The organism is Streptomyces sp. Y2F8-2 (assembly GCF_014905555.1).
Lineage (GTDB): Bacteria > Actinomycetota > Actinomycetes > Streptomycetales > Streptomycetaceae > Streptomyces > Streptomyces cynarae.
This window is the reverse complement of the sequence record NZ_BNGS01000005.1, coordinates 159,316-186,296: the sequence shown is the minus strand read 5'-3', so window position 1 is coordinate 186,296 and position 26,981 is coordinate 159,316. Positions and strand designations below refer to the sequence as shown.

At 71.3% G+C, this 26,981-nt stretch carries 25 protein-coding genes; 11 read left to right on the top strand and 14 right to left on the bottom strand.

Features of this window, described 5'->3' with window-relative positions; all coding sequences use genetic code 11:
* Nucleotides 1-2: 2 nt before the first annotated feature.
* From SY2F82_RS18540 to SY2F82_RS18530, 3 genes are all read right to left on the bottom strand, one after another.
* Complete coding sequence (locus SY2F82_RS18540) at nucleotides 3-1,379, bottom strand: tannase/feruloyl esterase family alpha/beta hydrolase (RefSeq protein WP_200420213.1); 1,377 nt, start codon at nucleotides 1,377-1,379, stop codon at nucleotides 3-5.
* 148 nt (nucleotides 1,380-1,527) lie between these two features.
* Nucleotides 1,528-2,370: a hypothetical protein gene (locus SY2F82_RS18535; RefSeq protein WP_200420212.1), complete on the bottom strand. Its 843-nt coding sequence runs from the start codon at nucleotides 2,368-2,370 to the stop codon at nucleotides 1,528-1,530.
* A gap of 131 nt (nucleotides 2,371-2,501) precedes the next feature.
* Entirely contained in the window at nucleotides 2,502-2,801 is a 300-nt protein-coding gene (locus tag SY2F82_RS18530; protein ID WP_200420575.1) for a hypothetical protein, read from the bottom strand.
* Between the two features lie 99 nt (nucleotides 2,802-2,900).
* Between SY2F82_RS18530 and SY2F82_RS18525 the strand changes: the two genes are divergently transcribed.
* Nucleotides 2,901-3,809 carry an oxygenase MpaB family protein gene (locus SY2F82_RS18525; protein ID WP_200420211.1) on the top strand — a complete coding sequence of 303 codons (909 nt, stop codon included), beginning with the start codon at nucleotides 2,901-2,903 and terminating at the stop codon, nucleotides 3,807-3,809.
* 67 nt (nucleotides 3,810-3,876) lie between these two features.
* On the opposite strand, the gene SY2F82_RS18520 is transcribed toward SY2F82_RS18525, so the two are convergent.
* The gene (locus SY2F82_RS18520; RefSeq protein ID WP_200420210.1) at nucleotides 3,877-4,476 is read right to left on the bottom strand and encodes a class I SAM-dependent methyltransferase; all 600 of its coding nucleotides are present in this window, start codon (nucleotides 4,474-4,476) and stop codon (nucleotides 3,877-3,879) included.
* Nucleotides 4,477-4,628: 152 nt separating this feature from the next.
* On the opposite strand from SY2F82_RS18520, the gene SY2F82_RS18515 reads away from it, so the two are divergent.
* From SY2F82_RS18515 to SY2F82_RS18495, 5 genes are all read left to right on the top strand, one after another.
* Nucleotides 4,629-5,402, top strand: coding sequence for an MHYT domain-containing protein (locus SY2F82_RS18515; protein ID WP_200420209.1), 774 nt, complete (start codon nucleotides 4,629-4,631; stop codon nucleotides 5,400-5,402).
* A 48-nt stretch (nucleotides 5,403-5,450) separates the two neighbouring features.
* On the top strand, nucleotides 5,451-7,979 hold the full coding sequence (locus SY2F82_RS18510; RefSeq protein ID WP_200420208.1) for a nitrate- and nitrite sensing domain-containing protein: 2,529 nt from the start codon (nucleotides 5,451-5,453) through the stop codon (nucleotides 7,977-7,979).
* Nucleotides 7,976-8,413 carry a roadblock/LC7 domain-containing protein gene (locus SY2F82_RS18505; RefSeq protein WP_200420207.1) on the top strand — a complete coding sequence of 146 codons (438 nt, stop codon included), beginning with the start codon at nucleotides 7,976-7,978 and terminating at the stop codon, nucleotides 8,411-8,413. Before SY2F82_RS18510 ends, SY2F82_RS18505 begins: the two co-directional genes overlap by 4 nt.
* 19 nt (nucleotides 8,414-8,432) lie before the next feature.
* The gene (locus SY2F82_RS18500; protein WP_200420206.1) at nucleotides 8,433-8,846 is read left to right on the top strand and encodes a DUF742 domain-containing protein; all 414 of its coding nucleotides are present in this window, start codon (nucleotides 8,433-8,435) and stop codon (nucleotides 8,844-8,846) included.
* 195 nt (nucleotides 8,847-9,041) lie between these two features.
* Nucleotides 9,042-9,647, top strand: coding sequence for an ATP/GTP-binding protein (locus SY2F82_RS18495; RefSeq protein WP_200420205.1), 606 nt, complete (start codon nucleotides 9,042-9,044; stop codon nucleotides 9,645-9,647).
* A 28-nt stretch (nucleotides 9,648-9,675) separates the two neighbouring features.
* On the opposite strand, the gene SY2F82_RS18490 is transcribed toward SY2F82_RS18495, so the two are convergent.
* Nucleotides 9,676-10,104: a PPOX class F420-dependent oxidoreductase gene (locus SY2F82_RS18490; protein ID WP_200420204.1), complete on the bottom strand. Its 429-nt coding sequence runs from the start codon at nucleotides 10,102-10,104 to the stop codon at nucleotides 9,676-9,678.
* A 94-nt stretch (nucleotides 10,105-10,198) separates the two neighbouring features.
* Here SY2F82_RS18490 and SY2F82_RS18485 point away from each other — a divergent pair, with 94 nt between their 5' ends.
* Both SY2F82_RS18485 and SY2F82_RS18480 read left to right on the top strand, forming a co-directional pair.
* On the top strand, nucleotides 10,199-10,612 hold the full coding sequence (locus SY2F82_RS18485; RefSeq protein WP_200420203.1) for a roadblock/LC7 domain-containing protein: 414 nt from the start codon (nucleotides 10,199-10,201) through the stop codon (nucleotides 10,610-10,612).
* 127 nt (nucleotides 10,613-10,739) lie between these two features.
* The gene (locus SY2F82_RS18480) at nucleotides 10,740-11,825 is read left to right on the top strand and encodes a DUF6397 family protein (protein ID WP_236041604.1); all 1,086 of its coding nucleotides are present in this window, start codon (nucleotides 10,740-10,742) and stop codon (nucleotides 11,823-11,825) included.
* A gap of 46 nt (nucleotides 11,826-11,871) precedes the next feature.
* On the opposite strand, the gene SY2F82_RS18475 is transcribed toward SY2F82_RS18480, so the two are convergent.
* Complete coding sequence (locus tag SY2F82_RS18475; protein WP_200420202.1) at nucleotides 11,872-12,744, bottom strand: acyl-CoA thioesterase II; 873 nt, start codon at nucleotides 12,742-12,744, stop codon at nucleotides 11,872-11,874.
* A 19-nt stretch (nucleotides 12,745-12,763) separates the two neighbouring features.
* Entirely contained in the window at nucleotides 12,764-15,277 is a 2,514-nt protein-coding gene (locus SY2F82_RS18470) for a DEAD/DEAH box helicase (RefSeq protein ID WP_200420201.1), read from the bottom strand.
* A 145-nt stretch (nucleotides 15,278-15,422) separates the two neighbouring features.
* On the opposite strand from SY2F82_RS18470, the gene SY2F82_RS18465 reads away from it, so the two are divergent.
* Entirely contained in the window at nucleotides 15,423-16,217 is a 795-nt protein-coding gene (locus SY2F82_RS18465) for a metal-dependent hydrolase (RefSeq protein WP_200420200.1), read from the top strand.
* A 41-nt stretch (nucleotides 16,218-16,258) separates the two neighbouring features.
* Here SY2F82_RS18465 and SY2F82_RS18460 read toward each other — a convergent pair whose 3' ends face one another.
* The 4 genes from SY2F82_RS18460 to SY2F82_RS18445 form a co-directional block, all read right to left on the bottom strand.
* Complete coding sequence (locus SY2F82_RS18460; protein ID WP_200420199.1) at nucleotides 16,259-16,531, bottom strand: type B 50S ribosomal protein L31; 273 nt, start codon at nucleotides 16,529-16,531, stop codon at nucleotides 16,259-16,261.
* 36 nt (nucleotides 16,532-16,567) lie between these two features.
* Nucleotides 16,568-17,038, bottom strand: coding sequence for a DUF5709 domain-containing protein (locus tag SY2F82_RS18455; protein ID WP_200420198.1), 471 nt, complete (start codon nucleotides 17,036-17,038; stop codon nucleotides 16,568-16,570).
* A gap of 388 nt (nucleotides 17,039-17,426) precedes the next feature.
* Nucleotides 17,427-19,208 (bottom strand): ABC transporter ATP-binding protein, encoded by a 1,782-nt coding sequence (locus SY2F82_RS18450; RefSeq protein ID WP_200420197.1) that lies wholly within the window; start codon nucleotides 19,206-19,208, stop codon nucleotides 17,427-17,429.
* Nucleotides 19,205-21,013, bottom strand: coding sequence for an ABC transporter ATP-binding protein (locus SY2F82_RS18445; RefSeq protein ID WP_200420196.1), 1,809 nt, complete (start codon nucleotides 21,011-21,013; stop codon nucleotides 19,205-19,207). Before SY2F82_RS18445 ends, SY2F82_RS18450 begins: the two co-directional genes overlap by 4 nt.
* 454 nt (nucleotides 21,014-21,467) lie before the next feature.
* Between SY2F82_RS18445 and SY2F82_RS18440 the strand changes: the two genes are divergently transcribed.
* Nucleotides 21,468-22,064: a hypothetical protein gene (locus SY2F82_RS18440; RefSeq protein ID WP_374707177.1), complete on the top strand. Its 597-nt coding sequence runs from the start codon at nucleotides 21,468-21,470 to the stop codon at nucleotides 22,062-22,064.
* 185 nt (nucleotides 22,065-22,249) lie between these two features.
* Here the strand turns inward: SY2F82_RS18440 and SY2F82_RS18435 are convergent, their stop codons facing one another.
* Nucleotides 22,250-22,756 carry a MarR family winged helix-turn-helix transcriptional regulator gene (locus SY2F82_RS18435; RefSeq protein WP_200420194.1) on the bottom strand — a complete coding sequence of 169 codons (507 nt, stop codon included), beginning with the start codon at nucleotides 22,754-22,756 and terminating at the stop codon, nucleotides 22,250-22,252.
* A 127-nt stretch (nucleotides 22,757-22,883) separates the two neighbouring features.
* Between SY2F82_RS18435 and SY2F82_RS18430 the strand changes: the two genes are divergently transcribed.
* On the top strand, nucleotides 22,884-24,686 hold the full coding sequence (locus SY2F82_RS18430; RefSeq protein WP_200420193.1) for an ABC transporter ATP-binding protein: 1,803 nt from the start codon (nucleotides 22,884-22,886) through the stop codon (nucleotides 24,684-24,686).
* 18 nt (nucleotides 24,687-24,704) lie between these two features.
* Here SY2F82_RS18430 and SY2F82_RS18425 read toward each other — a convergent pair whose 3' ends face one another.
* Together SY2F82_RS18425 and SY2F82_RS18420 are read right to left on the bottom strand one after the other, a co-directional pair.
* Nucleotides 24,705-25,784, bottom strand: a complete 1,080-nt coding sequence (locus tag SY2F82_RS18425; protein ID WP_200420192.1) for an NAD(P)-binding domain-containing protein — start codon at nucleotides 25,782-25,784, stop codon at nucleotides 24,705-24,707.
* A 42-nt stretch (nucleotides 25,785-25,826) separates the two neighbouring features.
* Entirely contained in the window at nucleotides 25,827-26,981 is a 1,155-nt protein-coding gene (locus SY2F82_RS18420) for an LLM class flavin-dependent oxidoreductase (RefSeq protein ID WP_200420191.1), read from the bottom strand.

Genomic DNA, 26,981 nt, shown 5'->3' with positions numbered 1-26,981 from the left:
GGTCAGTGGCCGGACCGGGGCTCCGTCAGCGCGCAGGAGTTGACCACGTCACCGCCCGCGGGCGTGCCGACGGTACGGTCCGCGGGCGGCCGCTCGCCCCGCTCGACCCATGCGGTGAGCGTGTCGAAGGCCGCCCGGTAGCACGGCAGAATCGGCCTGAGCCGGTCGGGATAGGAGTCGTACAGGCCGTCGACGTGTGTACCGCCCGCGACGGTGTAGAAGCGGTGCAGCGCGCCGCGACCGGCATCCCGCACCATGCGCGCATACACGTCGGAGTCCGTGCTCTTGGGCAGCAGGGCGTCCAGGTCGCCGTGCAGCGTGATCAGCGGTTTGCCGATGCGTCCCGTGAGGGCGACCCGGGCGACCGCTCGGTGCACGGATGCGGGTCGCGCCGCATAGTCGTAGGCCGCGTCCGAAGGACAGGGTGCCAGGATCTGCTCCGCCGTCGACCCGGCGGACGCACCAGGGCAGGTGGGGTCGTACGAGGGGTCGAACTCCGCCCGGTAGATCTTCTGTGTGATGCCCCAGTACGCCTTCTCGTGGTACGGCCACAGGAATTCGGATCCCCGGGCAAACCCGGCCGCGTACAGATCCTCGTCCCGGGCCGAACCCAGCATGCGGGCCACGGCCACGGGCAGCGACGTCAACAGGTTCGGGCCGTCGGCCGTCCACAGCGCGCCCTCCCAGTCCACCCCGCCGTCGTACAGCTCGGGGTGGTGCTCCAACTGCCAGCGCGTCAGGTAGCCGCCGTTGGAGATGCCGGTCATGTACGTGCGCCGAGGGGCCCGCCCGTAGCGTTGCGCCACCACCCGCTTGGCGGCCAGCGTGAGCTGCGTCGTGCGCCGGTTCCACTCGGCAACGGCGTCACCGGGGCGGGTTCCGTCGCGGTAGAAGTCCGGCCCGCTGTTGCCCTTGTCGGTGGCCGCGTACGCGTAGCCCTGCGCCAGCACCCGGTCGGAGATCGCGGTGTCGGTCGCGTACTGCCGACGCGTACCGGGGGCGCCCGTGACGACGAGGCCGCCGTTCCACCGGTCCGGGAGCCGGATCACGAACTGGGCGTCGTGCCGCCAGCCGTGCGTGGTGTTGAAGTGCGAGTCGTCCGGGAAGTAGCCGTCGATCTGCAGCCCCGGCACACCGGACGGATTGCGGGTGGCCGCAGCGGTCAGACCCGCCTGGTCGGTCATGTCCGTGTACGGCGTTCCCGCGAGCCCCGCCGTCGTCATATCGCCCAGACAGGCGCTCTGTTGGAACGCCGCACCAGGTACCTGTATCCGCTCCTGGGGTTCGCAACGGCCACCGTCGCCCGCCACCGCGCGGCCGGGGAGGGCCGAGACGAGCAGAGCGGCGGCGCACAACGCGACGTGACGAGACAGGCGCATGAGGGACCTCCGGGTCAGGACGAGAGTAAGCGGCTGCCCATGCTGCGACCCCGGAAGTTCGCCGACCATAGGTGTGGGCCACATGGGCGCAGATGACCGTATGGGGTCTCACAATGCTGCCCATGCCCCCGCACCCAGTTGTCCCCATTCAGGCCGGACGTGCCGCCACCTTGTCGAGGCCCTCCAGCAGTCCGGGCAACTGCGACCCCCGGCCCACCGGGATCACCTCTCCGGGCTTCTCGTCGAGGAGGAAGAACGCGATGTCGTCGGTCCTGGCCACCATGGACCAGCCGGGCCCGTCAGCACGCAACAGGCGTGCGTCACCGGGTGCGAACGAGGAACGCACACGGCCCGGCGGCGGAGGGGAGTCCACATACCCGTGCGCCTGGTCAAGCGCGCGGTGTATCGCGCTGCGGGCCCCGCTTGCGGGCTTGCCGTCTGCGGGCTCGCCACCTTCCGCCGCCGGCTCCGCGTCGTCCACGGGTGCGAAGTCGGCGGCGTGGATCTGGTCTCGCCACACGGCCCACTGGAGCGCGATCTGGTCGGCGCCCAGGCGCCGTTGCGCCGGACCCCAGGTGTCGGTGTCCGGTGGGGAGAGCGGCTCACGGTCGGTGTCTTCCGGTGCCGGGTCGTGCGGGGCGGGCACACCGGGCGCCGCGACGGCCACGGCCAGCGGCCAGCCCGGCAGCGCGGCGACGACCGTGCGCTCGTCGGGTGACAGGTCGTACTCCATGCCGCAGTCCCAGGACGCGATCGCCACGGCCACCAGCGACACGTCGTCGACGACCACCGTCCAGCGCGCACCGTCGGCGTCCTGGCCGAGCACCAGGCCGTAGCCGTCCATCACGGGCGGCAGACCGAGCGCCGCGCAGGCCTCCGGATAGTCGTCGCCCAGCACGCTCGGGAACTGCGCGGGCGTCAGCAGAATCGCCGTCAGTACATACAGCGCGTCGTCCGTGGCGGCGACGGAGTCCTCGTCCGTCCCGGTCATGCCGTCCTCCCGATCAGTGGTTCGTCGGCGCACCTTAATGCGCCCGCGAGCCGGTTGTCACGACTGCGAATCGCAGAAGGAACCGCACGTCTCCGGCCGGACGGGGCGAAAGCACCCGGCGAGTTCCGGCGTCAGGCGGCAGGCAGGCCGAGGAGCGTCCGCGCGACGGACCGCGGAGAGTCGTCGCGCTCCCGTGCGAGAGCGATCAGCGCGCGGCAGGCGAGCTCCGTCACACCGAACGACAGGGCCTCTGGCGAGACCCACGACGCGGCCTCGTCCATCCGGTCCTGGTCTTCCTCGGCGCATGCCGACACATAAGCGGCTGCCGCCTCGAACAGGTTGTGTGTGCGCTTACCCCCGGCCGCGGCAGCCTGCGCGCGCGAAGACTTGTTGACGAGTCTGCCCACCGATGTGCGGATCCTGTCGAACACGCCACGCCACCTTCCCCCTGTGTGGTTGCCTTCGCCGACGTGCATGTGCTGCTCTTCAACGTAGGGTTGGAGTCGCCGTGGCAGAAGGGGGACGGAACCGTGAAGCGGTTCGATCGGCTCGAACAGATCCGTCGTCTGCACCCCGAGAAGGACGCCCTGGAGATCTACCGGCTCAGTGCCGCGTACGAGTTCCCCTGGGACTACACCCGCGCCCTGGAACTTGCGCTCTATCGTACGTACGCCGTCCCCGGCATCGGCCGGCTGCTCGCCGAGACCAGGGAGCTCACCGACCGCACACAGAAGCGGTACGACGACACCTCGCTGCTCCTCGACACCGTTGTCGAGCACGGCTTCGACAGCGACGAGGGGCGCACCGCGATCCGCCGCATCAACCAGATGCACCGCAGCTACGACATCAGCAATGACGACATGAGGTACGTGCTGTGCACCTTCGTGGTGATGCCCAAGCGGTGGATCGACGCCTACGGATGGCGCCGGCTGTCCCGGCACGAGACCGTCGCCTCCGCCGTGCACTACCGCACTCTGGGGCGGCACATGGGCATCAAGGACATCCCCGGAACGTATGAGGAGTTCGAGGCCTGCCTCGACGGCTATGAGGCCGCCCACTTCGCCTGGGACCCGCAAGCCCGGCGCGTGTCCGACGCGACCTTGGACCTGATGGCCTCCTGGTATCCGCGCCCCCTCGCACCGGTCCTGCACCGGGTGACTCTCTCCCTGCTCGACGACTCGCTCCTGCGGGCCTTCCGGTACGAGCCGCCGAGCGCCGCCACGCGCGGGTGGGTACGCCGTGCGGTCCGGGCCCGCGGCCGCCTCGTCCGCCTCATGCCCCCGCGCCGGACTCCCCACTACGCGCGGCAGAACTGGGAGATCAAGGGCTACCCGAACGGCTACCGCATCGCCGACCTGGGCACTCGTCCGGTCCCCGGGGTCAAGGGCTGCCCGGTCCGGCAGGCAGGGGCCTCGTCGACGATCTCCCCCACGGAGTGAGTCGAGCGCACCGTCGCATACAGCGTGCCCTCCGCGACGGACCGTCGTTGCGCGGCGAGGCTGAGACTCAGCCCTCGCGGAGGGCCAGGGCGAGGAAGCGGGTGTCCTCGTCGACGTACGACGTCATGCGCCAGCCGGAGCCGGCCAGCAGCGGCCGGAGGTTGGGCTCGGCGCGGAGATCGCCGGGTGTGATCTGCCGCCCCTGGCGGGCCGCGAGGGCCGCCCGTCCGACCGGATGGAAGAGCGCGAGCAGTCCGCCGGGCCGCACCACACGCGCCAGCTCACGCAAATTCTCGGCCGGGTGGGGGAGGTGCGCGATCAGCCCTGCCGCGAAGACCGCGTCCAGGGACTCCGTGCGCAGCGGAAGCGCGGTCACGTCGGCAAGCAGCAACACGCCGTCGCGGCCGCGTCCGGCCCGTGCCGCTGCCTGAAGCATCGCCGGGGTGAGATCGGCCCCCAGGACCAGGCCCGACGGTCCCACGGCCGCACGCAGCGGTGTCAGAGCCCGCCCGGTACCGCAGCCCGCGTCGAGCACCCGGTCGCCCTTGCGAAGGCCGAGAGCGGCGACAGCGGCGGCGAACGCCGGGCCGTCGTCGGGGAACTTCGCGTCCCAGTCGGCCGCTCGCGCGGTGAAGAACTCCTGGACATGTGTATGGACGTCGCTCATGCTCCGCATGATCCCTCACCTTCACGAGGGATGTCTTTGTGCACACGTTCGAGCATGACGCGATCGTTCCGTGTCTCGTCTGCGTCAGATTTCAACAGCTTTCGAAATGCGCCCCCTTTGCGCCCCTCCGCCGGGGCTAGCGTCCCGTGGCCATGGGACACCTGGACCACGCCGCATTCGGCTGGCTGACCCCCGTGCTGTCGTACGTCATGGCGTGCATAGGCGCCGCCCTCGGGCTGCGCTGCACGGTCCGTGCGCTCGGCGCCACCGGCAGGTCGCGTCGCAACTGGCTCGTCACCGCGGCCTCGGCCATCGGCACCGGCATCTGGACCATGCACTTCGTGGCCATGCTCGGCTTCGGCGTCACCGGCACCGAGATCCGCTACGACGTGCCGCTGACCATTCTCAGCCTGCTCGTCGCCATGATCGTCGTGGGCGTCGGCGTGTTCGCCGTCGGCTACGGCGGTGGCCGCCCCCGGGCGCTCTTCCTCGGCGGGCTCACCACCGGTCTCGGGGTCGCGAGCATGCACTACCTCGGTATGACGGCGCTGCGGCTGCACGGGGCGGTGCACTACGACCCGGTGCTCGTCGCGCTCTCCGTGCTGATCGCCGTGGTCGCGGCGACGGCGGCCCTGTGGGCCGGCCTCAACATCAAGTCGCCCATCGCGGTGACCGTCGCCTCGCTCGTCATGGGCGCGGCGGTCAGCAGCATGCACTACACCGGGATGTTCGCGGTGAGCGTCGATGTGACCCCGTCCGGCGAGGTCCTGCCCGGGGCCACGGCGATGCAGTTCATCTTCCCGCTCGCCGTCGGCCTCGGGTCCTACCTCTTCCTGACCTCGGCGTTCGTCGCACTGTCGCCGACCGCCGGGGAGCGCGAGGCCTCCGCGTCGGCCCAGCGGCCGCTCGAGAGCGCCGCCCGCTGACCACGGGCCACGGACCACATGCCGCGACACACTCCGAGTGAGAAGGCCATGCGAACACCCCGTAGGACACCCACGGCCGGCGCCGAGCCGCCGCCCAGGCCACCGGCGCGCGGCCGCCGTGCACACGCCGGCCCGCCGGCCGACGAGCGTGCCGGGACAGACGAGGCGGGCGGCACGGAGCCGCCCGGCACCGTCGCGCGGGCCGGACGGTGGCGCATACGGCCGCGCACCGTCCGGGCGAAGATCGTCTGCTTGCTCATGGTGCCCGTGATCTCCCTGATCGCCCTGTGGGCCTACGCCACCGTCAGCACCGCCCAGGACGTCGCCCGCCTGCGCCAGCTGCAACGAGTGGACTCCACCGTGCGCGTGCCGGTCGCCGACGCCGTGGCCGCGCTCCAGGACGAGCGCGTCGCCGCCGTGCGCTATGCCACCGATCCCGCCGTCCAGCAGCAGAGCGATCTGCAAGCTCTGGCGGGACGCACCGACCGGGCCGTGGCCGCGCTGAGGCTCGGCGGCCACCACACCGTCGCCGACGGCACCGACCTGCCCTCCGGCGTCTCAGGCCGTCTCCAATCCTTCGTGACCGGGGCCGAACACCTGCGGTCCCTGCGCAGCGACGTACTCGCCCGTCGGGTCGGCTGGAAGGGGGCGTACGAGCAGTACACGAGGACCATCGACACCGCCTTCCAGGTGGGCGGTGCGCTCACCGGTGTGCAGGACGCCGACCTCGGCTCCGACGCGCGCGTGCTGCTCGAGTTCTCCCGCGCGGGCGAGTCGCTCGCTCAGGAGGACGCCGTTCTGGCCGGCGCCCGCCTGGCGCGGAGCCTTGACGGCGACCGGCTGAAGCTGTTCACCGGCGCCGTCGACACGCGCCGCACCCTGACCGCGTCCGCCGTCGCCGACCTCCGCGGCGCCGAGCGCACCTCCTGGAACCGGCTGGCGAAGAGCAGCGCGTACGCCGGCATCGGTGCCATGGAGGACAGGGTGCTCTCCAGGCGGCCCGGCGCCTCGGCCGTCGCGGCCGCCCCCGAAGCCGGCTGGAATCCGGCGCACGCGCGCGTGCAGGACGGCATGCGGACCATCGAGGCGGAGGCGGGCCGGAGCGTCGCACGCCAGGCCGACCCGTTCACCCGCGGTGTGCTCACACCCGCCGGCGCAGCCGTCCTGCTCGGCCTCGTCGCCGTCGCCGCGTCGCTCGTCATCTCCGTACGCATCGGACGAGGACTCGTCGTCGAACTCGTGAGCCTGCGCAACAGCGCACTGGAGATCGCACGCCACAAACTCCCCCAGGCCATGCGCAAGCTGCGCGCAGGGGAGGAGATCGACGTCGACGCCGAGGCGCCCGGCGGCCCACCAGCCGAGGACGAGACCGGCCAGGTCGCCGAGGCCCTGGGCATCGTGCATCGCGCCGCCCTGCGCGCCGCCGTCGAACGCGCGGAACTCGCCAGCGGAATCTCCGGGGTGTTCGTCAACCTCGCACGGCGCAGCCAGGTCCTGGTGCACCGCCAGCTCAACCTGCTCGACAGCATGGAGCGCCGCTCCGAGGACCCGAACGAACTGAGCGACCTCTTCCGGCTCGACCACCTGACCACGCGGATGCGCCGCCACGCCGAGAGCCTCATCATCCTCTCCGGCGCGGCACCCGGCCGCGCCTGGCGCATGCCCGTCTCACTGACCAACGTGGTACGGGCCGCTGTCTCCGAGATCGAGGACTACGCGCGCGTGGAGGTACGGCCACTCCCCGAGGCGTTCGTGATCGGCACCGCGGTCGCCGACCTCACGCATCTCCTCGCCGAACTCATCGAGAACGCCGCACAGTTCTCGCCGCCCCACACGCGCGTGCGCGTCAACGGAGAGCCCGTCGGCAACGGCTACGCCGTCGAGATCGAGGATCGGGGACTCGGCATGGGCAAGGAGACCCTCACCGAGGCCAACCGGCGCATCGAGCAGTCCGAGGCGCTCGACCTGTTCGACAGCGACCGGCTCGGCCTCTTCGTGGTCAGCAGGCTCTCCTCCCGGCACGGCATCAAGGTGCACCTGCGCACCTCGCCCTACGGCGGCACCACCGCCGTCGTCCTCCTGCCGACCGCCCTGCTGCACAACGGCGCAGCGGAACCGCCTCCGCGTACGGCGGACGCCGAGCGGGACGAGGACCGCGAGTACGCGCGTGTGGCCGCGGTCCCGCCGCACAGGGAGCCCGTGGCGCAGGCCGCGGAACGGCCCGCGCTGGCACGTCCCACCCGCGTCGGAGCGGCACCCTCCGCCGACCTGCCGCCCGAGAACCATCCCCCAGGAGTCGCGCCCCTGAGGCTGCACCGCACCGCGGACGACCCCGAGGACTCCGACGACCTCCCGCGACGCGTACGGCAGGCGAGCCTCGCCCCCCAGTTGCGCGACCGGCGCCCGGAGGAAGGCGCGACAAGCGCTCCCGGCCCGCGGCGCGACGACGAGCGCACCCCCGAAGTGGTACGGGACCGCATGGCGGCCTACCGGGACGGCTGGGCACGCGGCGGTGGCCGCGCACCCGGACAGGCCGCCCGACCCGCCGGCGACAGCAGCGAAGGAGACCCCGCATGATCCAGGACCCGAGCATGAGGGCCGCCCAGCGGTCGGGTGAACTCGACTGGCTGCTGGACGACCTGGTGGTACGCGTGAACGAAGTCCGGCACGCCGTGGTGCTGTCGAACGACGGCCTGGCGGTCGGCGCCTCCACCGGCCTCAGCCGGGAGGACGCGGAACACCTGGCGGCCGTCGCCTCCGGCTTCCATAGCCTCGCCAAGGGCGCGGGCCGCCACTTCGGCGCGGGCGGTGTCCGGCAGACCATGGTGGAGATGGACGACGGCTTCCTCTTCGTGGCGGCCGCGGGCGACGGCTCCTGCCTCGCCGTCCTCACCGCCGTCACCGCCGACATCGGCTTGGTGGGGTACGAGATGGCACGACTGGTCAAACGCGTCGGCGAACACCTCTACACCGCGCCCAGGGTGGGCGCGCGACCACCCGCCGCCGGATGAGGACCAAGGGCGGTCGGAGATGACCGAGGACAGGACAGGCGTCCCGTACCAGCCGGGCAGCCAGTGGTACGACCATGAGGCGGGCCCCCTCGTGCGGCCCTACGCGATGACGGGAGGCCGTACCAAACCGGGCCCCACCGGGGTGCGCTTCGACCTCATCGCCCTAGTCTCGCTGGATCCTGGGGCACCGAACCTCGACGACGATGCCGCGCTGGGCCCGGAACACCGGGCCCTCATCGACCTCTGCCGCATCGAGATGCAGTCCGTCGCCGAACTCGCCGCCGGCGCAGACCTGCCCGTGGGTGTCGTCCGTGTGCTCCTGGGGGACCTCCTGGAGTTGGGGTGCGTGACGGTCAGCCGCCCCGTACCGCCGGCCCAGCTTCCTGACGAACGGATTCTGCGCGAGGTCATCGCGGGACTGAGGGCGCTGTAGGCGATGGGCCGTGAGCACAGCGGGCCCGATCCGAACCGAGTTGTACGTCCATTCGGGCGCCGAATGGACGACAGGTGGTCGCATCGGTCAAAAAGCGGTCGAACTCCCCGGGAACGCACCGCCGTTGCCATGATGCTGACTCCGCACGGATGTACTGACGTCGACCGCGGTCGGCACTCCCGAGAGAAGTGATCGATGGTCTCCGAGCACTCCGACGCCACCGAGGACGAGATGGCCGCCCTGGCGTTGAAGATACTGGTCGCCGGCGGATTCGGCGTCGGCAAGACCACCCTGGTGGGCGCGGTGAGCGAGATCAGGCCGCTGCGCACCGAGGAACTGCTGAGCGAGGCGGGCCAGTCCGTCGACGACACCGACGGTGTGGACCAGAAGGTCACGACGACCGTCGCCATGGACTTCGGGCGCATCACCATCCGCTCCGGGCTCTCGCTGTACCTCTTCGGTACACCGGGTCAGGACAGGTTCTGGTTCCTGTGGGACGAGCTCTCCCAGGGCGCTCTCGGTGCCGTGGTGCTCGCGGACACCCGACGACTCGAGGACTGCTTCCCGGCGGTGGACTACTTCGAGCACCGGCGCATCCCGTTCGTGGTCGCCGTCAACTGCTTCGCCGGAGCCCGCGCCCACGCGGCCCAGGACGTGTCGCGCGCCCTCGACCTCGACCAGGGCACGCCGGTGGTGCTGTGCGACGCACGGGACCGCGACTCGGGGAAGGAGGTGCTGATCCGCCTCGTCGAGTACGCCGGGCGGATGCACACCGCCCGGCTGCTCGACTCCGTGGGCTGACGCGTCAGCCTGCCGGGGCAGGCCGGTTCTATTGGGCGACGGAGGAATAGGCCAGGACCTTCTCGACCCGTACCCGGACGAGGAGTTCTCCCGGAACGCCGTTGCGGGCTCCGAACTCCTCGGCCCGGTCCTCACCCATGTACCGGGCACCGAGGCGGGTCGCCCAGTGCCGCACCTCCTCCAGGTCCTCCGACAACTCGGCCCGCCCGTGCAGCACGACGAAGTCGTACGGAGGGTGGTCGTCGTCCACACACAGGGCGACCCGGCCGTCCCTGGCCAGATTCCGCCCCTTCACGGTCTCCTTGCCCGTGTTGAAGACCACGTCGTCGCCGTCCAGCAGGAACCAGATCGGTGCCACATGCGGGCTGCCGTCGGCGCGGACCGTGGAGAGCTTCCCGGTGCGGGTCCCGTGCGAGACGAAGGCCCGCCATTCCTCGTCGGTCATCTTCTGTGCCATACCTCCATCCTGCTTGCCGGGACGGCGGCTGTGGTGAAGGCTGGCTGACCGGATCCTCCGGCCAGGGAGAGCTACAACACGGGGAGAGCGGACCATGGCGCAGAACACGGAGCTCGGCTGGCTCCTGGACGACCTGACCGAGCGCGTGGAGCCCATACGGCACGCGCTGGTCCTGTCCAACGACGGACTGGTGACCGGCACCAGCACCGGGCTGCGGCGCGAGGACGCCGAGCACCTAGCCGCCGTCTCGTCCGGTCTGCACAGCCTGGCCAAGGGCTCGGGCCGCCACTTCGGCGCCGGCCAGGTACGGCAGACCATGATCGAATTCGAGGACGCGATCCTGTTCGTCACGGCGGCCGGGCCCGGAAGCTGCCTGTGCGTGCTCAGCGCCGCCGAGTCCGACATCGGCCAGATCGCCTACGAGATGACACTGATGGTGAACCGGGTCGGGGAGCACCTCGCCGTGGCCGACCGAGAGCGGGAGCACAAGCCCGCAGTGGACCTCTGACCTGCGTCGACGGTGGAGCGAGCGGAGTTTTCCACAGGCCCGTTCCGGGATCCGGCGATGGGGATACGGTCTTTTCCGACGCGGGCGCACACGGCGCCCGCAGCGGACTCCACGGGGGAGAACGGCCATGCCCGGACACACGATCACGCCCGTCATCGCGGAAACCACCGCAGCCGCGGACATCACGTCGCGGCTGCCGTCGCTGGCGTTGAGCCGCGCCGCACGTGAACTGGGCCTCAGGCGCGGCGAGCTGGACCTCGCCGTCCAGCTCGGCTGTTTGCGGACGGTACCCGACGACAGGGGAGGGGGCCGCCGCATCACGCGTGCCGAAATCGACCGGGTCCGCTGTGAGGAGGGGTTCCCCGAGACGCTCCGGGAACGGGTCGCGACGGTGGGCACCAGGGACGGCGCGGCCCTGATGGACGTGACGCCCGCCCGGTTCACACGGTTCGCACGCCTGGGTCTGATCGTGCCGGTGAAGTGGTACCTGAACCGCTACCGTGCCGTGGTGTGGCTGTATCTGGCCGAGGAGGTCCAGCAGTTCGCCTCCGGGGAGGCGAACGCGCCCCTGCTCACCGGCCGGACGCCGGAGGGCCTGCGTGACCAGCTGGACGCAGGGCTGGACCTGCGGCCCCGCAACTGGCGTGGGCGGCACCTGGGATTCCGGCTGCGGCTGACGGACGACCCGTGGGCGAAGGCCGCCGTGGTGGCGTCCCTGCTGGACCCGGCGCACGTGGCGGATGTCGTCCGCGATCCCAACGAGCGGGCCGAGCTGTACCGCCTGCGACCTGCCCAGTCCGTGCAGTGGCCGCCCGACTCACCCGCGGCCCGGATCGCCGCGCGGATCATGATCGCGGAAGACCCCGACGAGGTGGGCTGGCTCCGGGCCGATCTGGGCCGAGCGCTGATCGAGGCGCGGCGGGAGCGGCCCGCGTCGTGGCTGTCACCGGGAGTCCCCGACGACGAACGCCGGCCCGTGACCGTCCACCGTCCTGCGCCGGTCCATGGAGCCGGGGCCGCGACGGTCTGCGGGAACACGACCGTGCACAGGGCCACGGACGTGGGCCGGACCGCGAGCCTCACGGAAACGGTCGTCCCGGGTGAGCCTGTGACCCACAACGGGACCGCGCCCGACCGGCAGGCGATGGCGGGGCGCGATGAACAGGCGCCGTCGCGGGGCGTGCTCGGGTGGCTGCGCCGCAGAAACCCCTGACCGGCGTCCCGGGACCGGCCGACGCGGGCGTGGGACAGGCGTGCCGTCACCGCTCGAGCCGGCGGAAGAGTCCCTCCTGGACGACCGAAACGAGCAGGCGACCCTCGACGTCGTAGATGCGGCCCCGGGCAAGACCCCGACCACCCACCGCGATCGGGGACTCCTGGTCGTACAGGAACCACTCGTCCGCGCGGAACGGCCGGTGGAACCACATGGCATGGTCCAGTGACGCCATGTCGAAACCCCGCGGCCCCCAGAGCGGTTCGACGGGGATGCGGACGGCGTCCAGGAGCGTCATGTCGCTCGCGTACGTCAGCGCGCAGGTGTGCACGAGCGGATCGTCCCCGAGCGGGCCCACGGCACGCATCCACACCGCGCTGCGTGGCTCGGCGTCCTTGATCTCGTCGGTGCTCCAGCGCAACCGGTCCACATAGCGGATGTCGAACGGCTGACGCCGGGCCATCCGCTCCAGCGTCTCGGGCAGCGCGCCCAGATGCTCCTTGACCTCCTGCGTGACCGTCGGCAGTGACTCCGGGTCCGGTACCTCGCGGGCCGGCGGCAACTGGTGCTCGAAGCTCCCCTCTTCAGGCTTGTGAAAGGAGGCGGTCAGATTGAAGATCGTGCGGCCCTGCTGCACGGCCGTGACCCGCCGGGTCGTGAAGGACCTTCCGTCACGGACCCGTTCGACCTGGTACACGATGGGCACGCCCGGTATGCCCGGGCGCAGGAAGTACGCGTGCAGCGAGTGCACCGGCCGTTCGCCGTCCGTGGTGCGGCCGGCGGCGACCAGCGCCTGGCCGGCCACCTGGCCGCCGAAGACCCGCTGCAAGGATTCCTGGGGGCTGCGGCCACGGAAGATGTTGACCTCGATCCGCTCCAGGTCGAGCAGGTCGACGAGCCTCTCGGCTGGGTTCGTCATGGGTGGTGTGCTCCTGTGCTCACAGCTGGCCGACGTCGGTGACCCGGACGACGGCGCGGCCCTCCGCGTCGGAGGCCGCGAGGTCGATCTCGGCGCTGATGCCCCAGTCGTGGTCGCCGTTCGGATCGGCGAAGATCTGACGCACCCGCCACAGCCCGTGCTCCGGCTCCTCCTCGATGATCAGCAGCTTGGGGCCGCGGGCGTCGGGGCCGGTGCCGAGTTCGTCGTACTCGTCCCAGTACTTGTCCATCGCCGCGCCCCACGCCTCGGCGTCCCAGCCGGACTCGGCGTCCATCTCGCCGAGTTCCTCGATCTGGTCGAGGGCGGCGAGCTCCACGCGGCGGAACATGGCGTTGCGGACCAGCACCCGGAAGGCGCGCGCGTTCGCGGTGACCGGCTTGACCTCGTCTGCCTTCTCCTGGGCCTCCTCGGCCGTCATCTCCTCCGGGTTGGCCAGCTGCTCCCACTCGTCCAGCAGGCTGGAGTCGACCTGGCGCACCATCTCGCCCAGCCAGGCGATCAGGTCCTCCAGATCGTCCGACTTCAGGTCGTCCGGCACGGTGTGATCGAGGGCCTTGTAAGCACTGGCCAGGTAGCGCAGCACGATGCCCTCGGTGCGTGCCAGCTCGTAGAACGAGACGAACTCCGTGAAGGAGAGCGCCCGTTCGTACATGTCGCGGATGACCGACTTCGGCGAGAGCGGATGGTCGCCGACCCAGGGATGGCTCTTGCGGTAGGTGTTGTACGCCTGGAAGAGCAGCTCCTCCAGCGGCTTGGGATAGGTGACGTCCTGGAGCCGCTCCATGCGCTCCTCGTACTCGACACCGTCCGCCTTCATCGCGGCCACGGCCTCGCCACGCGCCTTGTTCTGCTGCGCGATGAGGATCTGACGCGGGTCGTCCAGCGTGGACTCGACGACGGAGACCATGTCGAGGGCGTAGGACGGGGACTCGGGATCGAGGAGTTCGAACGCGGCCAGCGCGAAGGTGGACAGCGGCTGGTTGAGCGCGAAGTCCTGCTGCAGATCGACCGTGAGGCGCACGATGCGGCCGGTGGCGTCCGGCTCGTCGAGCTTCTCGACGATGCCGCCGTCCAGCAGCGAGCGGTAGATCGCGATCGCCCGCCGGATGTGCCGCAGCTGCTGCTTGCGCGGCTCGTGGTTGTCCTCCAGCAGATGGCGCATCGCCTCGAAGGCGTTGCCCGGGCGGGCGATCACCGACAGCAGCATCGTGTGGGTGACCCGGAAGCGGGAGGTGAGCGGCTCCGGCTCGGAGGCGATCAGCTTCTCGAAGGTGTTGTCCGTCCAGCCGACGAAGCCTTCCGGCGCCTTCTTGCGCACCACCTTGCGACGCTTCTTCGGGTCGTCGCCGGCCTTGGCGAGTGCCTTCTCGTTCTCGATGACGTGCTCCGGCGCCTGCGCCACGACGAGGCCGGCCGTGTCGAAGCCGGCGCGCCCGGCACGGCCCGCGATCTGGTGGAACTCCCGGGCGCGGAGGGTGCGCACCCGGTTGCCGTCGTACTTGGTCAGGGCCGTGAAGAGCACGGTACGGATGGGGACGTTGACTCCGACGCCCAGGGTGTCGGTGCCGCAGATCACCTTCAGCAGGCCGGCTTGGGCCAGCTTCTCCACCAGGCGGCGGTACTTCGGCAGCATGCCGGCGTGGTGGACGCCGATGCCGTGCCGCACGTAACGGGAGAGGTTGCGGCCGAACTTGGTGGTGAAGCGGAAGTTGCCGATCAGTTCGGCGATCTGGTCCTTTTCCTCCCGCGAGCACATGTTGATGCTCATCAGCGCCTGGGCCCGTTCCACGGCCTGCGCCTGGGTGAAGTGGACGATGTAGACAGGGGCCTGCCGGGTCTCCAGCAGTTCGGTGAGCGTCTCGGTGAGCGGGGTGCGCCGGTACTCGTAGGAGAGCGGCACCGGACGGGTCGCCGAGCGCACCACCGCCGTGGGGCGACCGGTGCGGCGGGTGAGGTCCTTCTCGAACATCGAGACGTCGCCGAGCGTCGCCGACATCAGGATGAACTGTGCCTGCGGCAGCTCCAGGATCGGGATCTGCCACGCCCAGCCGCGGTCACCCTCGGCGTAGAAGTGGAACTCGTCCATCACGACCTGGCCGACGTCGGCCTGCCTGCCGTCGCGCAGCGCGATCGACGCCAGGACCTCGGCCGTGCAGCAGATCACAGGCGCGTCGGCGTTGACGGAGGCGTCACCGGTCAGCATGCCGACGTTCTCGGTGCCGAAGAGCTTGCACAGCTCGAAGAACTTCTCCGAGACGAGTGCCTTGATCGGCGCGGTGTAGAAGGTGACCTCGTCCCGGGCGAGCGCCGCGAAGTGCGCGCCCGCGGCGATCATGCTCTTGCCGGATCCGGTGGGAGTCGACACGATCACGTTCGCTCCCGAGACCACCTCGATCAGCGCCTCCTCCTGGTGCGGATAGAGGGTGAGCCCACGCTCCCCGGCCCACGACTCGAAGGCTTCGTAGAGGGCGTCGGGGTCTGCGGTCTGCGGGAGCTGATCGATGAGGGTCACGCCCCCATCTTGCCTGCCCTCGCACCCGATGAGGGAATCGGCTGCCGACCTGAAGATCATGAACGCTACGCTGTGGCGCCGACACTACGTCGACGCACACGGACAACTGGACAGCGCTACAAGAGGAATGGGGCGGGACGCGGCCATGATGGGACCAGCACACTCACTGTCGGGGGCCGCAGCCTGGCTCGGGGTGGGAGCGGCGGCCGCAGCGTCGGGTCATCCGATGCCCTGGCCGGTCCTTCTCGTCGGTGCGCTGATCTGCGCCGGTGCCGCGCTTGCCCCGGATCTGGATCACAAGGCGGCCACCATCTCGCGGGCCTTCGGACCCCTCTCCCGCTGGATCTGCGAGATCGTCGACAAGCTGTCGTACGCCGTCTACAAGGCGACCAGGAAGCCGGGCGATGCGCGCCGGTCGGGAGGTCACCGCACGCTCACACACACCTGGCTGTGGGCGGTGCTGATCGGGGCGGGAACGGCCGTGGCGGCCGTCACGGGCGGCCGCTGGACGGTGCTGGCCATCCTCTTCGCGCACATGGTGCTGGCCATCGAGGGACTGCTCTGGCGGGCGGCGCGCGGTTCGAGCAGCGATGTGCTGGTGTGGCTGCTGGCCGCGACCAGCGCGTGGATTCTGGCCGGCATACTCGACAAACCGGGCAACGGTGCCGACTGGCTTTTCACGGCGCCGGGCCAGCACTACCTGTGGCTCGGCCTGCCGATCGTCCTCGGCGCCCTGGTGCACGACATCGGGGACGCGCTGACGGTCTCCGGCTGCCCGATCCTGTGGCCGATCCCTCTGGGCCGCAAGCGCTGGTATCCGGTGGGCCCGCCGAAGGCACTGCGGTTCCGGGCGGGCAGCTGGGTCGAGCTGAAGGTGCTGATGCCGGCGTTCATGCTGCTGGGCGGTGTGGGCTGCGCGGCAGCGCTCAACGTCATCTGAGGGCGGCCGGGGGACATCGGCCGTTCGACGAGTGCGGCAACCTACTGCCCGGAGTCCCCGTCTGCTCCCTGTCCCCTGGCGTAGCGCCGCTCGAAGCGGGCGATGCGCCCCTCCGTGTCCACCGTGCGGGCCTTGCCCGTGTAGAAGGGGTGGCTTTCGGAGGAGATTTCGACGTCCACCACCGGATACGTCGCCCCGTCGTCCCACTCGATGGTCTGGTCACTGGTCGCGGTGGACCGGGTGAGGAAGGCGTAGCCGGCGGCGCGGTCGCGGAAGACGACAGGGTGGTAGTCGGGGTGCTTGTCCTGCTGCATGGGGCCTCCTTGCGTGGCGCGTGCGGCGGGTGGCGTTCAGCCGGGCAGCGTGTCCTCGTCGACGATGTGCACGGCCGCCTCCTCGGCGGAGGCCGCCGCGCCGTCGATGCCGACGTCGGTGGCGACCAGGCCGCCCTCCTCGTCCTCGTGAGCCCCTTCGTCCGGGGCGACGAGACGGCCGGAGCGGGCGTCGCCGACCTCGTTGTCCAGGGGTTCCCCGTCGCCGTCGGACCAGTCCCCGATGCCGTCGTCGTCCGGGACGGAGACGTCCGGGATCTCCTCGGCGAGTCGCTGGTCCAGGGTTTCGCCCCGATGCCCCTCGGCCGCGGTCACGCCCACGTGCTCCACCGCCCAGGGCCGCTCGGGCGGCGACCAGCCCCGGTCGAGCGGGTTGGTGACGCCGTCGCTCTCCAGGGTGTCCTCGGCGTCGAGCAGCCCCGCGTCGTCCTGCACCTCGGATCCGTCGGGCTGGTAGACGTCGTCGCCCCATCCCTCGGTGCTGTCCACAGATACCTCCAGGTGGTGGGACGGAACCGATTGCCGCCATGCACGCGTCGCGGACGCCGGGAACCACTCGGACGGGTCGCGCCCTCCCGAGCCGGACGGTTCCGGCAGGTCCCCCGGGCTGGTGCCACCTCCAGCCTTCCACCCCCCGTCGGCCCCGCGCAACGGCAGCCGGACAGCGGCCGGGAAAGGCCGGAGCAGGCGTCTGTGAGCGGGCGGACCGGCGCACCCGCGACGGCAGCGGTCCCGGCGACCGACGGCCGCCCGGACCGCCGATCCCTGACCGCCCATCCCCGGCCGCCGATCCCCGGCCGCCGATCCCCGGCCGCCGATCCCCGACCGCCGATCCCCGGCCGTCGGCCGCGGACCGCCGCCGGGCGGGTGCCCGAGGTCACCCGTGCCAGGAGCGCCACAGCGCCGCGTACGCCCCGTCGGCGGCGACCAGCTCCTCGTGGCTGCCCAGCTCGCTGATCCGCCCGCTCTCGACGACGGCGATCACGTCGGCGTCGTGGGCGGTGTGCAGCCGATGCGCGATGGCGACGACCGTGCGGCCGTCCAGCACACGGGCCAGGGAGCGCTCCAGATGGCGGGCAGCGCGCGGATCGAGCAGGGATGTCGCCTCGTCCAGGACCAGCGTGTGCGGGTCGGCGAGCACCAGCCGGGCCAGCGCGATCTGCTGCGCCTGCGCCGGGGTGAGCGCCAGACCGCCGGAGCCCACCTCGGTGTCCAGGCCGTCGTCCAGGGCACGCGCCCAGCCGTCCGCGTCCACGGCCCCGAGGGCGGCCCACAGCTCGGCGTCGACGGCGTCCGTCCTGGCCAGCAGCAGATTGTCGCGCAGGGAGCCCACGAAGACGTGGTGCTCCTGGTTGACCAGGGCCACGTGCGAGCGCACCCGCTCGGCCGACATCCGCGACAGTTCCGCGCCGCCGAGGGTGACGCGGCCGTCCCAGGGCGCGTAGATGCCGGCGAGCAGCCGGCCCAGCGTCGACTTGCCCGCGCCGGACGGGCCGACCAGAGCGAGGCGGGTGCCGGGCGCCACCTGCAGGGAGACCTTGTGCAGCACGTCGACGCCCGCGCGGTAGCCGAAACGCACCTTCTCGGCGGCCACGTCACGGCCGTCGGGCGCCAGTGCGGTGTCGCCCGCGTCCGGCTCGATCTCGCGGACCCCGACGAGTCGGGCCAGCGACACCTGGGCCACCTGCAGCTCGTCGTACCACCGCAGGATCAGCCCCACCGGGTCGACGAGCATCTGGGCGACGAGCGCGCCGGTCGTCAGCTGCCCGATGCCGATCCAGCCCTGCAGGACGAACACCCCGCCGATCAACAGCACCGAGGACAGGACGGTGACATGTGTGACGTTGATGACCGGAAAGAGCACCGACCGCAGCCAGAGGGTGTAGCGCTCCCAGGCGGTCCACTCCTTGACCCGCCGGTCCGACAGCTCGATGCGCCGGTCGCCGAGGCGGTGGGCCTCGACGGTGCGCCCCGCATCCACGGTCTCGGCGAGGACCGCGGCCACGGCGGCGTACCCGGCGGCTTCGGAGCGGTAGGCGGACGGGGCACGCTTGAAGTACCAGCGGCAGCCGATCACCAGCAGCGGTACCGCGACAAGCACGGCCGGTGCCAGCGGCGGGGCCGTGACGGTGAGGCCACCGAGCAGCAGCAGGGCCCACACCACGCCGATGGCGAGCTGCGGTACGGCCTCGCGCATGGCGTTGGCCAGCCGGTCGATGTCGGTGGTGATCCTGGACAGCAGGTCGCCGGTACCGGCCCGCTCCAGGACGCCCGGTGGCAGTCTCACCGACCGCACGAGGAAGTCCTCACGCAGGTCGGCCAGCATCCGCTCGCCGAGCACCGCGCCGTGCAGCCGCACCAGGCGTACGAAAACCGCCTGGACGACGAGCGCGACGACGAACAGCGCGACGGTGCGTTCAAGACGGAGTTCCCGGGCCCCGTCCGAGACGCGTTCCACGAGCCCGCCCAGCAGGTACGGTCCGGCCATCGAGGCGACCACGGAGACCGTGTTCACGGCGATGAGCAGCAGGAAGGGGCGGCGGTGCCGGCGGAACAGTTCGGCCACGTAGGCGCGTACGGTCTCCGGGGCGCCGACGGGCAGCGTGGTCGCCGTCGTCGGGGCCGCCGGGTCGTACGCCGGTGGCGCCACGCCGATCATGCGGTCTCCTCGATCTCTTCCAGGTCTTCCAGCTCGTGCAGTTCGGCCAGGACGTCGGCGCGCGCGGCGGCCTCGTCGTCGGTCTCACGGGTGACGACCGAGCGGTACCGGGGTTCGGCATGCACCAGGTCGCGGTGCAGGCCGACCGCCGCGACCTCCCCTTCGTGCACCAGCACGACCCGGTCCGCTCGGTCCAGGAGCAGGGGCGAGGAGGTGAACACGACCGTCGTGCGAGCCGCCCGCAGGCGGCGGATCCCGTCGGCGATCCGTGCCTCGGTGTGCGAGTCGACGGCGGACGTCGGCTCGTCCAGGACCAGCACCTGCGGGTCCGTGATGAGCGACCGGGCCAGGGCGAGCCGCTGGCGCTGGCCGCCGGACAGGGACCGGCCGCGTTCGGTGATCCGCGCGTCCATCGGGTCGTCGATGTCCGTCGACCCCTGCACGAGGGCGTCCAGGACATCGCCGCACTGCGCGGCGGCGAGCGCCTCCTCGGCGCCGACCTCACCGGAGGCGGGTACGTCAAGCAGTTCGCGCAGGGAGCCGGACAGCAGCACCGGATCCTTGTCCTGGACGAGGACGGCGGTGCGGGCCGTCCGGAGCGGCAGCTCGTCCAGCGGGACACCGCCCAGCAGCACCGAGGTGCCCTCCTCCGCGGGGTGTCCGCCCAGCCGTTCGGCCAGCACCCCCGCCGCGTCCGGGTCGCCGCAAACGACGGCGGTGAACTGTCCCGCGGGCGCGAGCAGGCCGGTCTGCGGGTCGTAGAGGTCCCCGGTCGGCAGGCTCGCCTCACGGGAGCCCGCGGCGTCCGTGGCGCGGTCCAGGGACAGCACCCGGGCCGCACGCCGGGCGGACGGCCGGGAGAAGGAGTACGCCATGGCGATCTCCTGGAAGTGCTGCAGAGGATAGGTGAGCAGCATGACGGCGCTGTACACGGTCACCAGCTCACCGACCGCGATACGCCCATCATGGGCCAGCTGTACACCGCGCCAGACGAGCGCGATCATCAGCAGACCCGGCATCAGCACCTGGATCGCCGCGATCAGCGACCACATGCGGGCGCTGCCCACGGCCGCGTTGCGGACCTCCTGGGAGGCCCGGCGGTAGCGCTCCAGGAACAACTCCTCGCCGCCGATGCCGCGCAGCACCCTCAGGCCCGCGACGGTGTCCGAGGCCAGCTCTGTGGCGCGGCCCGCCTTCTCGCGCTGGACGTCGGCGCGCCGGGTCGCCCGGGGCAGCAGCGGCAGCACGGTGAGCGCCAGCGCCGGCACGCCCACCGCCACGATGACGCCGAGCGCGGGCTGGTAGACGACGAGCGCGACGCACACCGCCACGACGGTGAGCGCGGCCGCGCTGAACCGCGAGACGGCCTCCACGAACCAGCCGATCTTCTCGACGTCTCCGGTGGAGACCGCGACGACCTCACCGGCCGCCACCCGCCGGGTCAGGGCGGAGCCGAGCAGGGCCGTCCTGCGCGCCAGGAGCTGCTGGACCCGCGCCGCGGCGGTGATCCAGTTGGTGACCGCGGTGCGGTGCAGCATGGTGTCGCCGAGCGCGATGCCGGCCCCGCACAGCAGGAGCAGTCCGCCCGTCAGTGTGAGCCGGGCACCCGACCGGTCGACGACGGCCTGCACGGCGAGACCGACGCAGAACGGCAGCCCGCAGACGGAAAGGAAGTGCAGCAGCCCCCAGGCCAGGGACTTCAGTTGCCCGCCCAGTTGGTTCCGGCCGAGCCACCACAGGAATCGGGGACCCGAGCGTGCGTCCGGCACACCCGGGTCGGGATACGGAAGGTCGTGAATCTGCATGACGTCCCAGTGGCTCGTGTCAGCGGAAACGGGTGGCGGGGCAGGCCGGGGCAGCGTCTGCGGGTCCGACGCCTGCCCGTGACAAGCCGTGACAGCGTCGCGTCGGAACGCGCTCGGAAGCAAACGGTTTTCCGGCCCCGCAGACGAGAACCGGCCCCCGCCGTTGCGTGCGGCCGAATGGCAGACATCCGGACGGAACTGTCTGGAAAGCGATGTGACGATACGACATATGCGAACAGATGGTGTGCGCGGTGCGGCGGTGGACAGGTGGATGGTGGCGGCGGTCTGCGGTGTGCTGCTGATGTCCGTGCCCGGGTGTGGCGGTTCGGCGGGCGACAGCCGCCGGGCGAAAGGCTCCGATCCGACACGGGACGGCCGGACCCTTCGCGGTGCTCCGGGGAACGGGGCCGGGAGAACACATGCACCCGCGCCGGGGCCGAGCCGTATTCCGGGCGTGGGTGAGGGGCTGCACCGGCGGATCCCCGACGGGTCGCGTCAGGTCGTGGTGGTCTACGGCGACGACGAGGACTCTCCGGAGTCCACGGTCGTGCTCTACCTGAAGGAGGGCTCGGCCTGGAAGGAGGCGGGGCGCTGGCGGGGACACAACGGGAAGGCGGGCTGGACGACGGACCACTACCTGGGCGATCTGCGCAGTCCGGTCGGCGTGTTCACGCTCAGCGACGCCGGCGGTCTCCTCGACGATCCGGGGACGAAGCTCCCGTACAGCCAGGGGGAGCCGTACAAGGTGCCGGAGGACTGGGGCGAGTCGCGCCGGAACGCCTTCGACTACGTCATCGCCATCGACTACAACCGGCTCAGGGGCACTCCGCCCCACGATCCGGCCCGCCCCGAGGGCGAGGAGAAGGGCGGCGGCATCTGGCTGCACGTGGATCACGAAGACGGCACGCTGGCCTGTGTCACGCTGCCCGAATCCGGTATGAGGCGCTTGCTGCGCGTGCTCGATCCAGACCAGGAGCCCGTGGTGGTGATGGGCGACAGGGCGCACCTGAAGGCCTGGGAGCGACTGGACGTACTCCCTGACGCCCCGTGAGGCCCGTTGCGCACGGGCGGAGTCCCGGTGGGAACCGCGACGGGGGAAGCGGGTGTCGCTGCGCAGGTCGGCCCCGCCGCCGGCGCGGTCAGGGAACTCGCACGAGAGGCCTGACGCAACCGGCGGGCGCGGCTGACTTCGAGCCGGGAGTCCCACCCCGCCACATGCCGTTCAGGCGCGTGATGTCAGCACCTGTGCTCCCGTCCGGCTGCGAGTCCCCGCTCGGCTGCGAGGTCGCGCTCGCCCGGCAGGGCGACGTCCCCGCCGTCGATCAGTGTGGTGAGCAGATCGCCCAGCACCTCACGCTGCTCGTCCGTCAGGGGGGCCAGAATCTCCTCGGCCGCGGACCGACGCGCACCGCGCAAAGCGCGCAACGCCCTGCGCCCCTCGTCCGTGACCTCTATCCGGATCACCCGCCGATTGGTCGGATCCGGTACCCGGCGCACCCTGCCGCTCGCCTCCAGCCCGTCGACCAGCGTGGTGACCGCTCGCGGCACCACCTCGAGGCGCTCGGCGAGATCCGCCATGCGGGGCGGTGAGCTGAAGTGGGCGAGTGTGCGCAGCAGCCGGGACTGGGCCGGGGTGATGCCCAGGTCGCACCGCTCCAGATGGCGCTTCTGGATGCGGTGGACCCGACGGGTGAGCCGCAGCAGCTGCTCGGCGAGCACGCTGTCCGGATCGGGGGTCGTCATGCGGGAACAATATCAGGACCTAGTGCATTGTGAGTATAGGTAACAATGAGCTAGGATCCGAAACCGTCCTGATACCCGTCTGGATGCGTCCCCGACGCGTTCCGACGCCTCACCTCCGTAGGAGCCCATGCACCCCGACCAACCCACCTGGACTCCGTCGCCCGGCGACTCGCCGGAGCAGCCGCGGCAGGTCCGCCGCATCCTGAAGCTCTTCAGGCCGTACAGGGGCCGGCTCGCGATCGTCGGCCTGCTGGTCGGCGCCTCGTCGCTGGTCTCGGTGGCCACGCCCTTCCTGCTGAAGGAGACCCTGGACGTCGCGATCCCGCAGGGCCGCACCGGTCTGCTGACCCTGCTCGCCCTCGGCATGATCCTCAGCGCCGTCGTCACCAGCGTCTTCGGTGTGCTGCAGACCCTGATCTCCACCACCGTCGGCCAGCGCGTCATGCACGATCTGCGCACCGCGGTCTACGGCCGGCTGCAGCGCATGTCCCTCGCCTTCTTCACCCGCACCCGCACGGGCGAGGTGCAGTCCAGGATCGCCAACGACATCGGCGGCATGCAGGCGACGGTCACCTCCACCGCGACCTCCCTGGTGTCCAACCTCACCAGCGTGGTCGCCACCATCGTCGCCATGGTCGCCCTCGACTGGCGCCTCACCGTCGTCTCGCTGCTCCTGCTGCCGCTGTTCGTGTGGATCAGCCGGCGCGTCGGCAACGAACGCAAGAAGATAGCCACCCAGCGCCAGAAGCAGATGGCCGCGATGGCCGCCACCGTCACCGAGTCGCTCTCCGTCAGCGGCATCCTGCTCGGCCGCACGATGGGCCGCGCCGACTCCCTCACCCAGTCCTTCGGGCGTGAGTCCGAGAGCCTGGTCGACCTCGAGGTGAAGTCCAACATGGCGGGCCGCTGGCGCATGGCCGTCATCACGATCGTCATGGCCGCCATGCCCGCCGTCATCTACTGGACTGCCGGGCTGGCGCTCCAACTCGGCGGCCCGTCCATCTCGATAGGCACCCTGGTCGCGTTCGTCTCGCTCCAGCAGGGCCTGTTCCGGCCGACGGTCAGCCTGCTCTCCACCGGCGTCCAGATCCAGACCTCCCTGGCGCTGTTCCAGCGCATCTTCGAGTACCTCGACCTGCCCATCGACATCACCGAACGTGACGAGCCGGTCCACCTCGACCAGGTCAAGGGCGAAATCCGTTTCGAGGACGTCGAGTTCCACTACGACGACAAGGGCGGCCCGGTCCTCAAGGACATCGACATCACCGTCCCGGCAGGCGGCAGCCTCGCCGTGGTGGGACCCACCGGCTCCGGGAAGTCCACGCTCGGCTATCTGGTCCCCCGGCTGTACGACGTCACGGGCGGGCGGGTCACGCTCGACGGCGTGGACGTGCGCGATCTGGACTTCGACACGCTCGCCCGCGCGGTCGGCGTCGTCTCCCAGGAGACCTACCTCTTCCACGCCTCGGTCGCCGACAACCTGCGCTTCGCCAAGCCGGACGCCACCGAGGAGGAGTTGTACGCGGCGGCCAGGGCGGCCCAGATCCACGACCACATCATGTCCCTGCCCGACGGGTACGAGACGGTCGTCGGCGAGCGCGGCCACCGCTTCTCGGGCGGTGAGAAACAGCGGCTCGCCATCGCCCGCACCATCCTGCGCGATCCGCCGGTCCTCATCCTCGACGAGGCGACCAGCGCGCTCGACACGCGGACCGAGCACGCCGTCCAGGAGGCCATCGACGCCCTGTCGGCCAACCGCACGACACTCACCATCGCGCACCGGCTGTCCACCATCCGCAGCGCCGACCAGATCGTCGTCCTCGACTCCGGACGCGCGGTCGAACGCGGCACGCACGAGGAGTTGCTGGAGTTGGACGGCCGGTACGCGGCCCTGGTCCGGCGGGACGCGCAACTGGAGACCACGAGTTGAGGGCCGGCGCATCGTGCCTCACGCGGCGGCGACCGGTTCCCTCGCCAGCAGACGCCTGATCTCCCGCACAGCCGCGCGTCCCGCCCGGTTCGCGCCGATCGTGCTCGCCGACGGGCCGTAGCCGACCAGGTGGATCCGCGGGTCGGAGACCACCCGCGTGCCCTCCACCCGGATGCCGCCGCCGGGCTCGCGCAGCCGCAGCGGAGCCAGGTGGTCGATCGCGGCCCGGAAGCCGGTCGCCCACAGGATCACGTCGGCCTCCACATGCCGTCCGTCGTCCCACTCGACGCCGTCCGGCACGATCCGGTCGAACATCGGCTGCCGGTCCAGCACACCGTCGGCGATCGCCTGCCGGACGGCGTCATTGAGCGGCAGCCCGGTCACGGACACCACGCTCCTCGGCGGCAGCCCCTGCCGCACCCGCTCGTCCACGAGCGCCACGGCAGCCCGTCCCGCGTCCTCGGTGAACGGGCCCTCGCGGAACACCGGCGGACGCCGGGTCACCCATGTGGTCGCGGCAGCGTAGGGGGCGATCTCCATCAGATGCTGGGTACCGGACGCGCCGCCACCGACGACGACCACCCGCTGTCCGGCGAACTCCTCGGGCCCGGGGTACTGGGCGGTGTGCACCTGCCGCCCCCGGAAGGTCTCCTGGCCGGGATAGCGTGGCCAGAAGGGCCGGTCCCAGGTGCCCGTGGCGTTGATCAGAGCAGACGTCGACCAGGTCCCGGCCGACGTCTCGACGAGCAGTCGCCCCTGTGCGCCCTCCCGCACGGCCCGTACATGCACCGGCCGCCGTACCCGCAGGTCGAAGGTGCGTTCATAGGTGTCGAAGTATGCGCCGATGACCTCCGACGACGGCCGCGCCGGATCCGCGTCCGTCAGCTCCATGCCCGGCAGCGCGTGCATCCCGTGCACCTTGCCGTAGGTCAGCGAGGGCCAGCGGAACTGCCAGGCGCCGCCCGGAGAGGGGGAGTGGTCGAGGACCACGAAGTCGCGCTCCGGCTCGAACCCGGTACGCCGCAGGTGATAGGCGCTGGACAGCCCGGCCTGCCCAGCGCCTGTGACGACCACCTCGACCTCGCGTGTGTTGTTCACGCTTCCACCAACCCGGTCGCAGGCGTGGATCTTCCCGGCAGGTCAGCGTCCGCTCGCGACGAGGAGCGGCGCGCCCGCCGCTGTGGGCCCGCGGTCCACCAGCCCGCGGGCCGCAAGCTCCGGGATCACGCCCTCCCCGAACCAGTACGCCTCCTCCAGATGCGGGTAGCCGGACAGCACGAAGTGCTCGATGCCGAGCGCGTGGTACTCCTCGATCCGGTCGGCGACCTCGGCGTGGCTGCCGACGAGCGCGGTGCCCGCCCCGCCACGGACCAGACCGACGCCCGCCCACAGGTTGGGGTGGATCTCCAGCGCCTCCCGGGAGCCGCTGTGCAGGGCCAGCATCCGCTGCTGGCCCACCGACTCGCTGCGGCCGAGCGCCGCCTGCGCTGCCGTGACCGTGTCCGCGTCGAGATCGTCGAGCAGCCGGTTCGCGGTCGCCCAGGCCTCGGCGGCGGAGTCTCGGGAGATGGTGTGCAACCGGATCCCGAAGCGGACCGTGCGCCCCTCACGCTCGGCGAGCGAGCGGACCCAGTCGATCTTCTCCTCGACCTGGGTTGGAGGCTCGCCCCAGGTCAGATACACGTCCGCATGCCGCGCCGCGACCGGTCCGGCCGCCGGTGACGAGCCGCCGAAGAAGAGCTGCGGCAGCGGGTCCGGCGGAACCGCGGTGAGCCCGCCCTCGACCTGGTAGTGGGTGCCGTCGAAGTCGTACGGCTGCCCGCGCCACACCCCGCGGACGACCGTCAGGAACTCGTCTGTCCGGGCATAGCGTCGGTCGTGGTCGAGACGGTCGCCGAAGCGCCGCTGTTCGGCCGAGTCGCCACCCGTGACGACGTTGAGCAGCAGCCGGCCACGCGTGACACGTTGGTACGTCGCCGCCATCTGCGCGGCGAGCGTCGGCGAGATCAGCCCCGGACGGAAGGCGACCAGGAACTTCAGCCGCTCGGTGTGCTGGGCGAGCGCGACCGTGGTCAGCCAGGCGTCCTCGCACCAGGTGCCGGTCGGGGTCAGGACCGCCTCGAAGCCCAACTGCTCGGCGGCCTTGGCGATCTGCGCCAGGTACTCGATGTCCGGCGGGCGCACCCCGCGCACCTGCCGGGTGGCACCCGCCGCGTTGGGCGCGTAGGCGTGCCGGTCGACGAGGGTGCGGCCGTCCCCACCCGTCGGCAGGAACCAGTGAAGTCGGACGGTCAT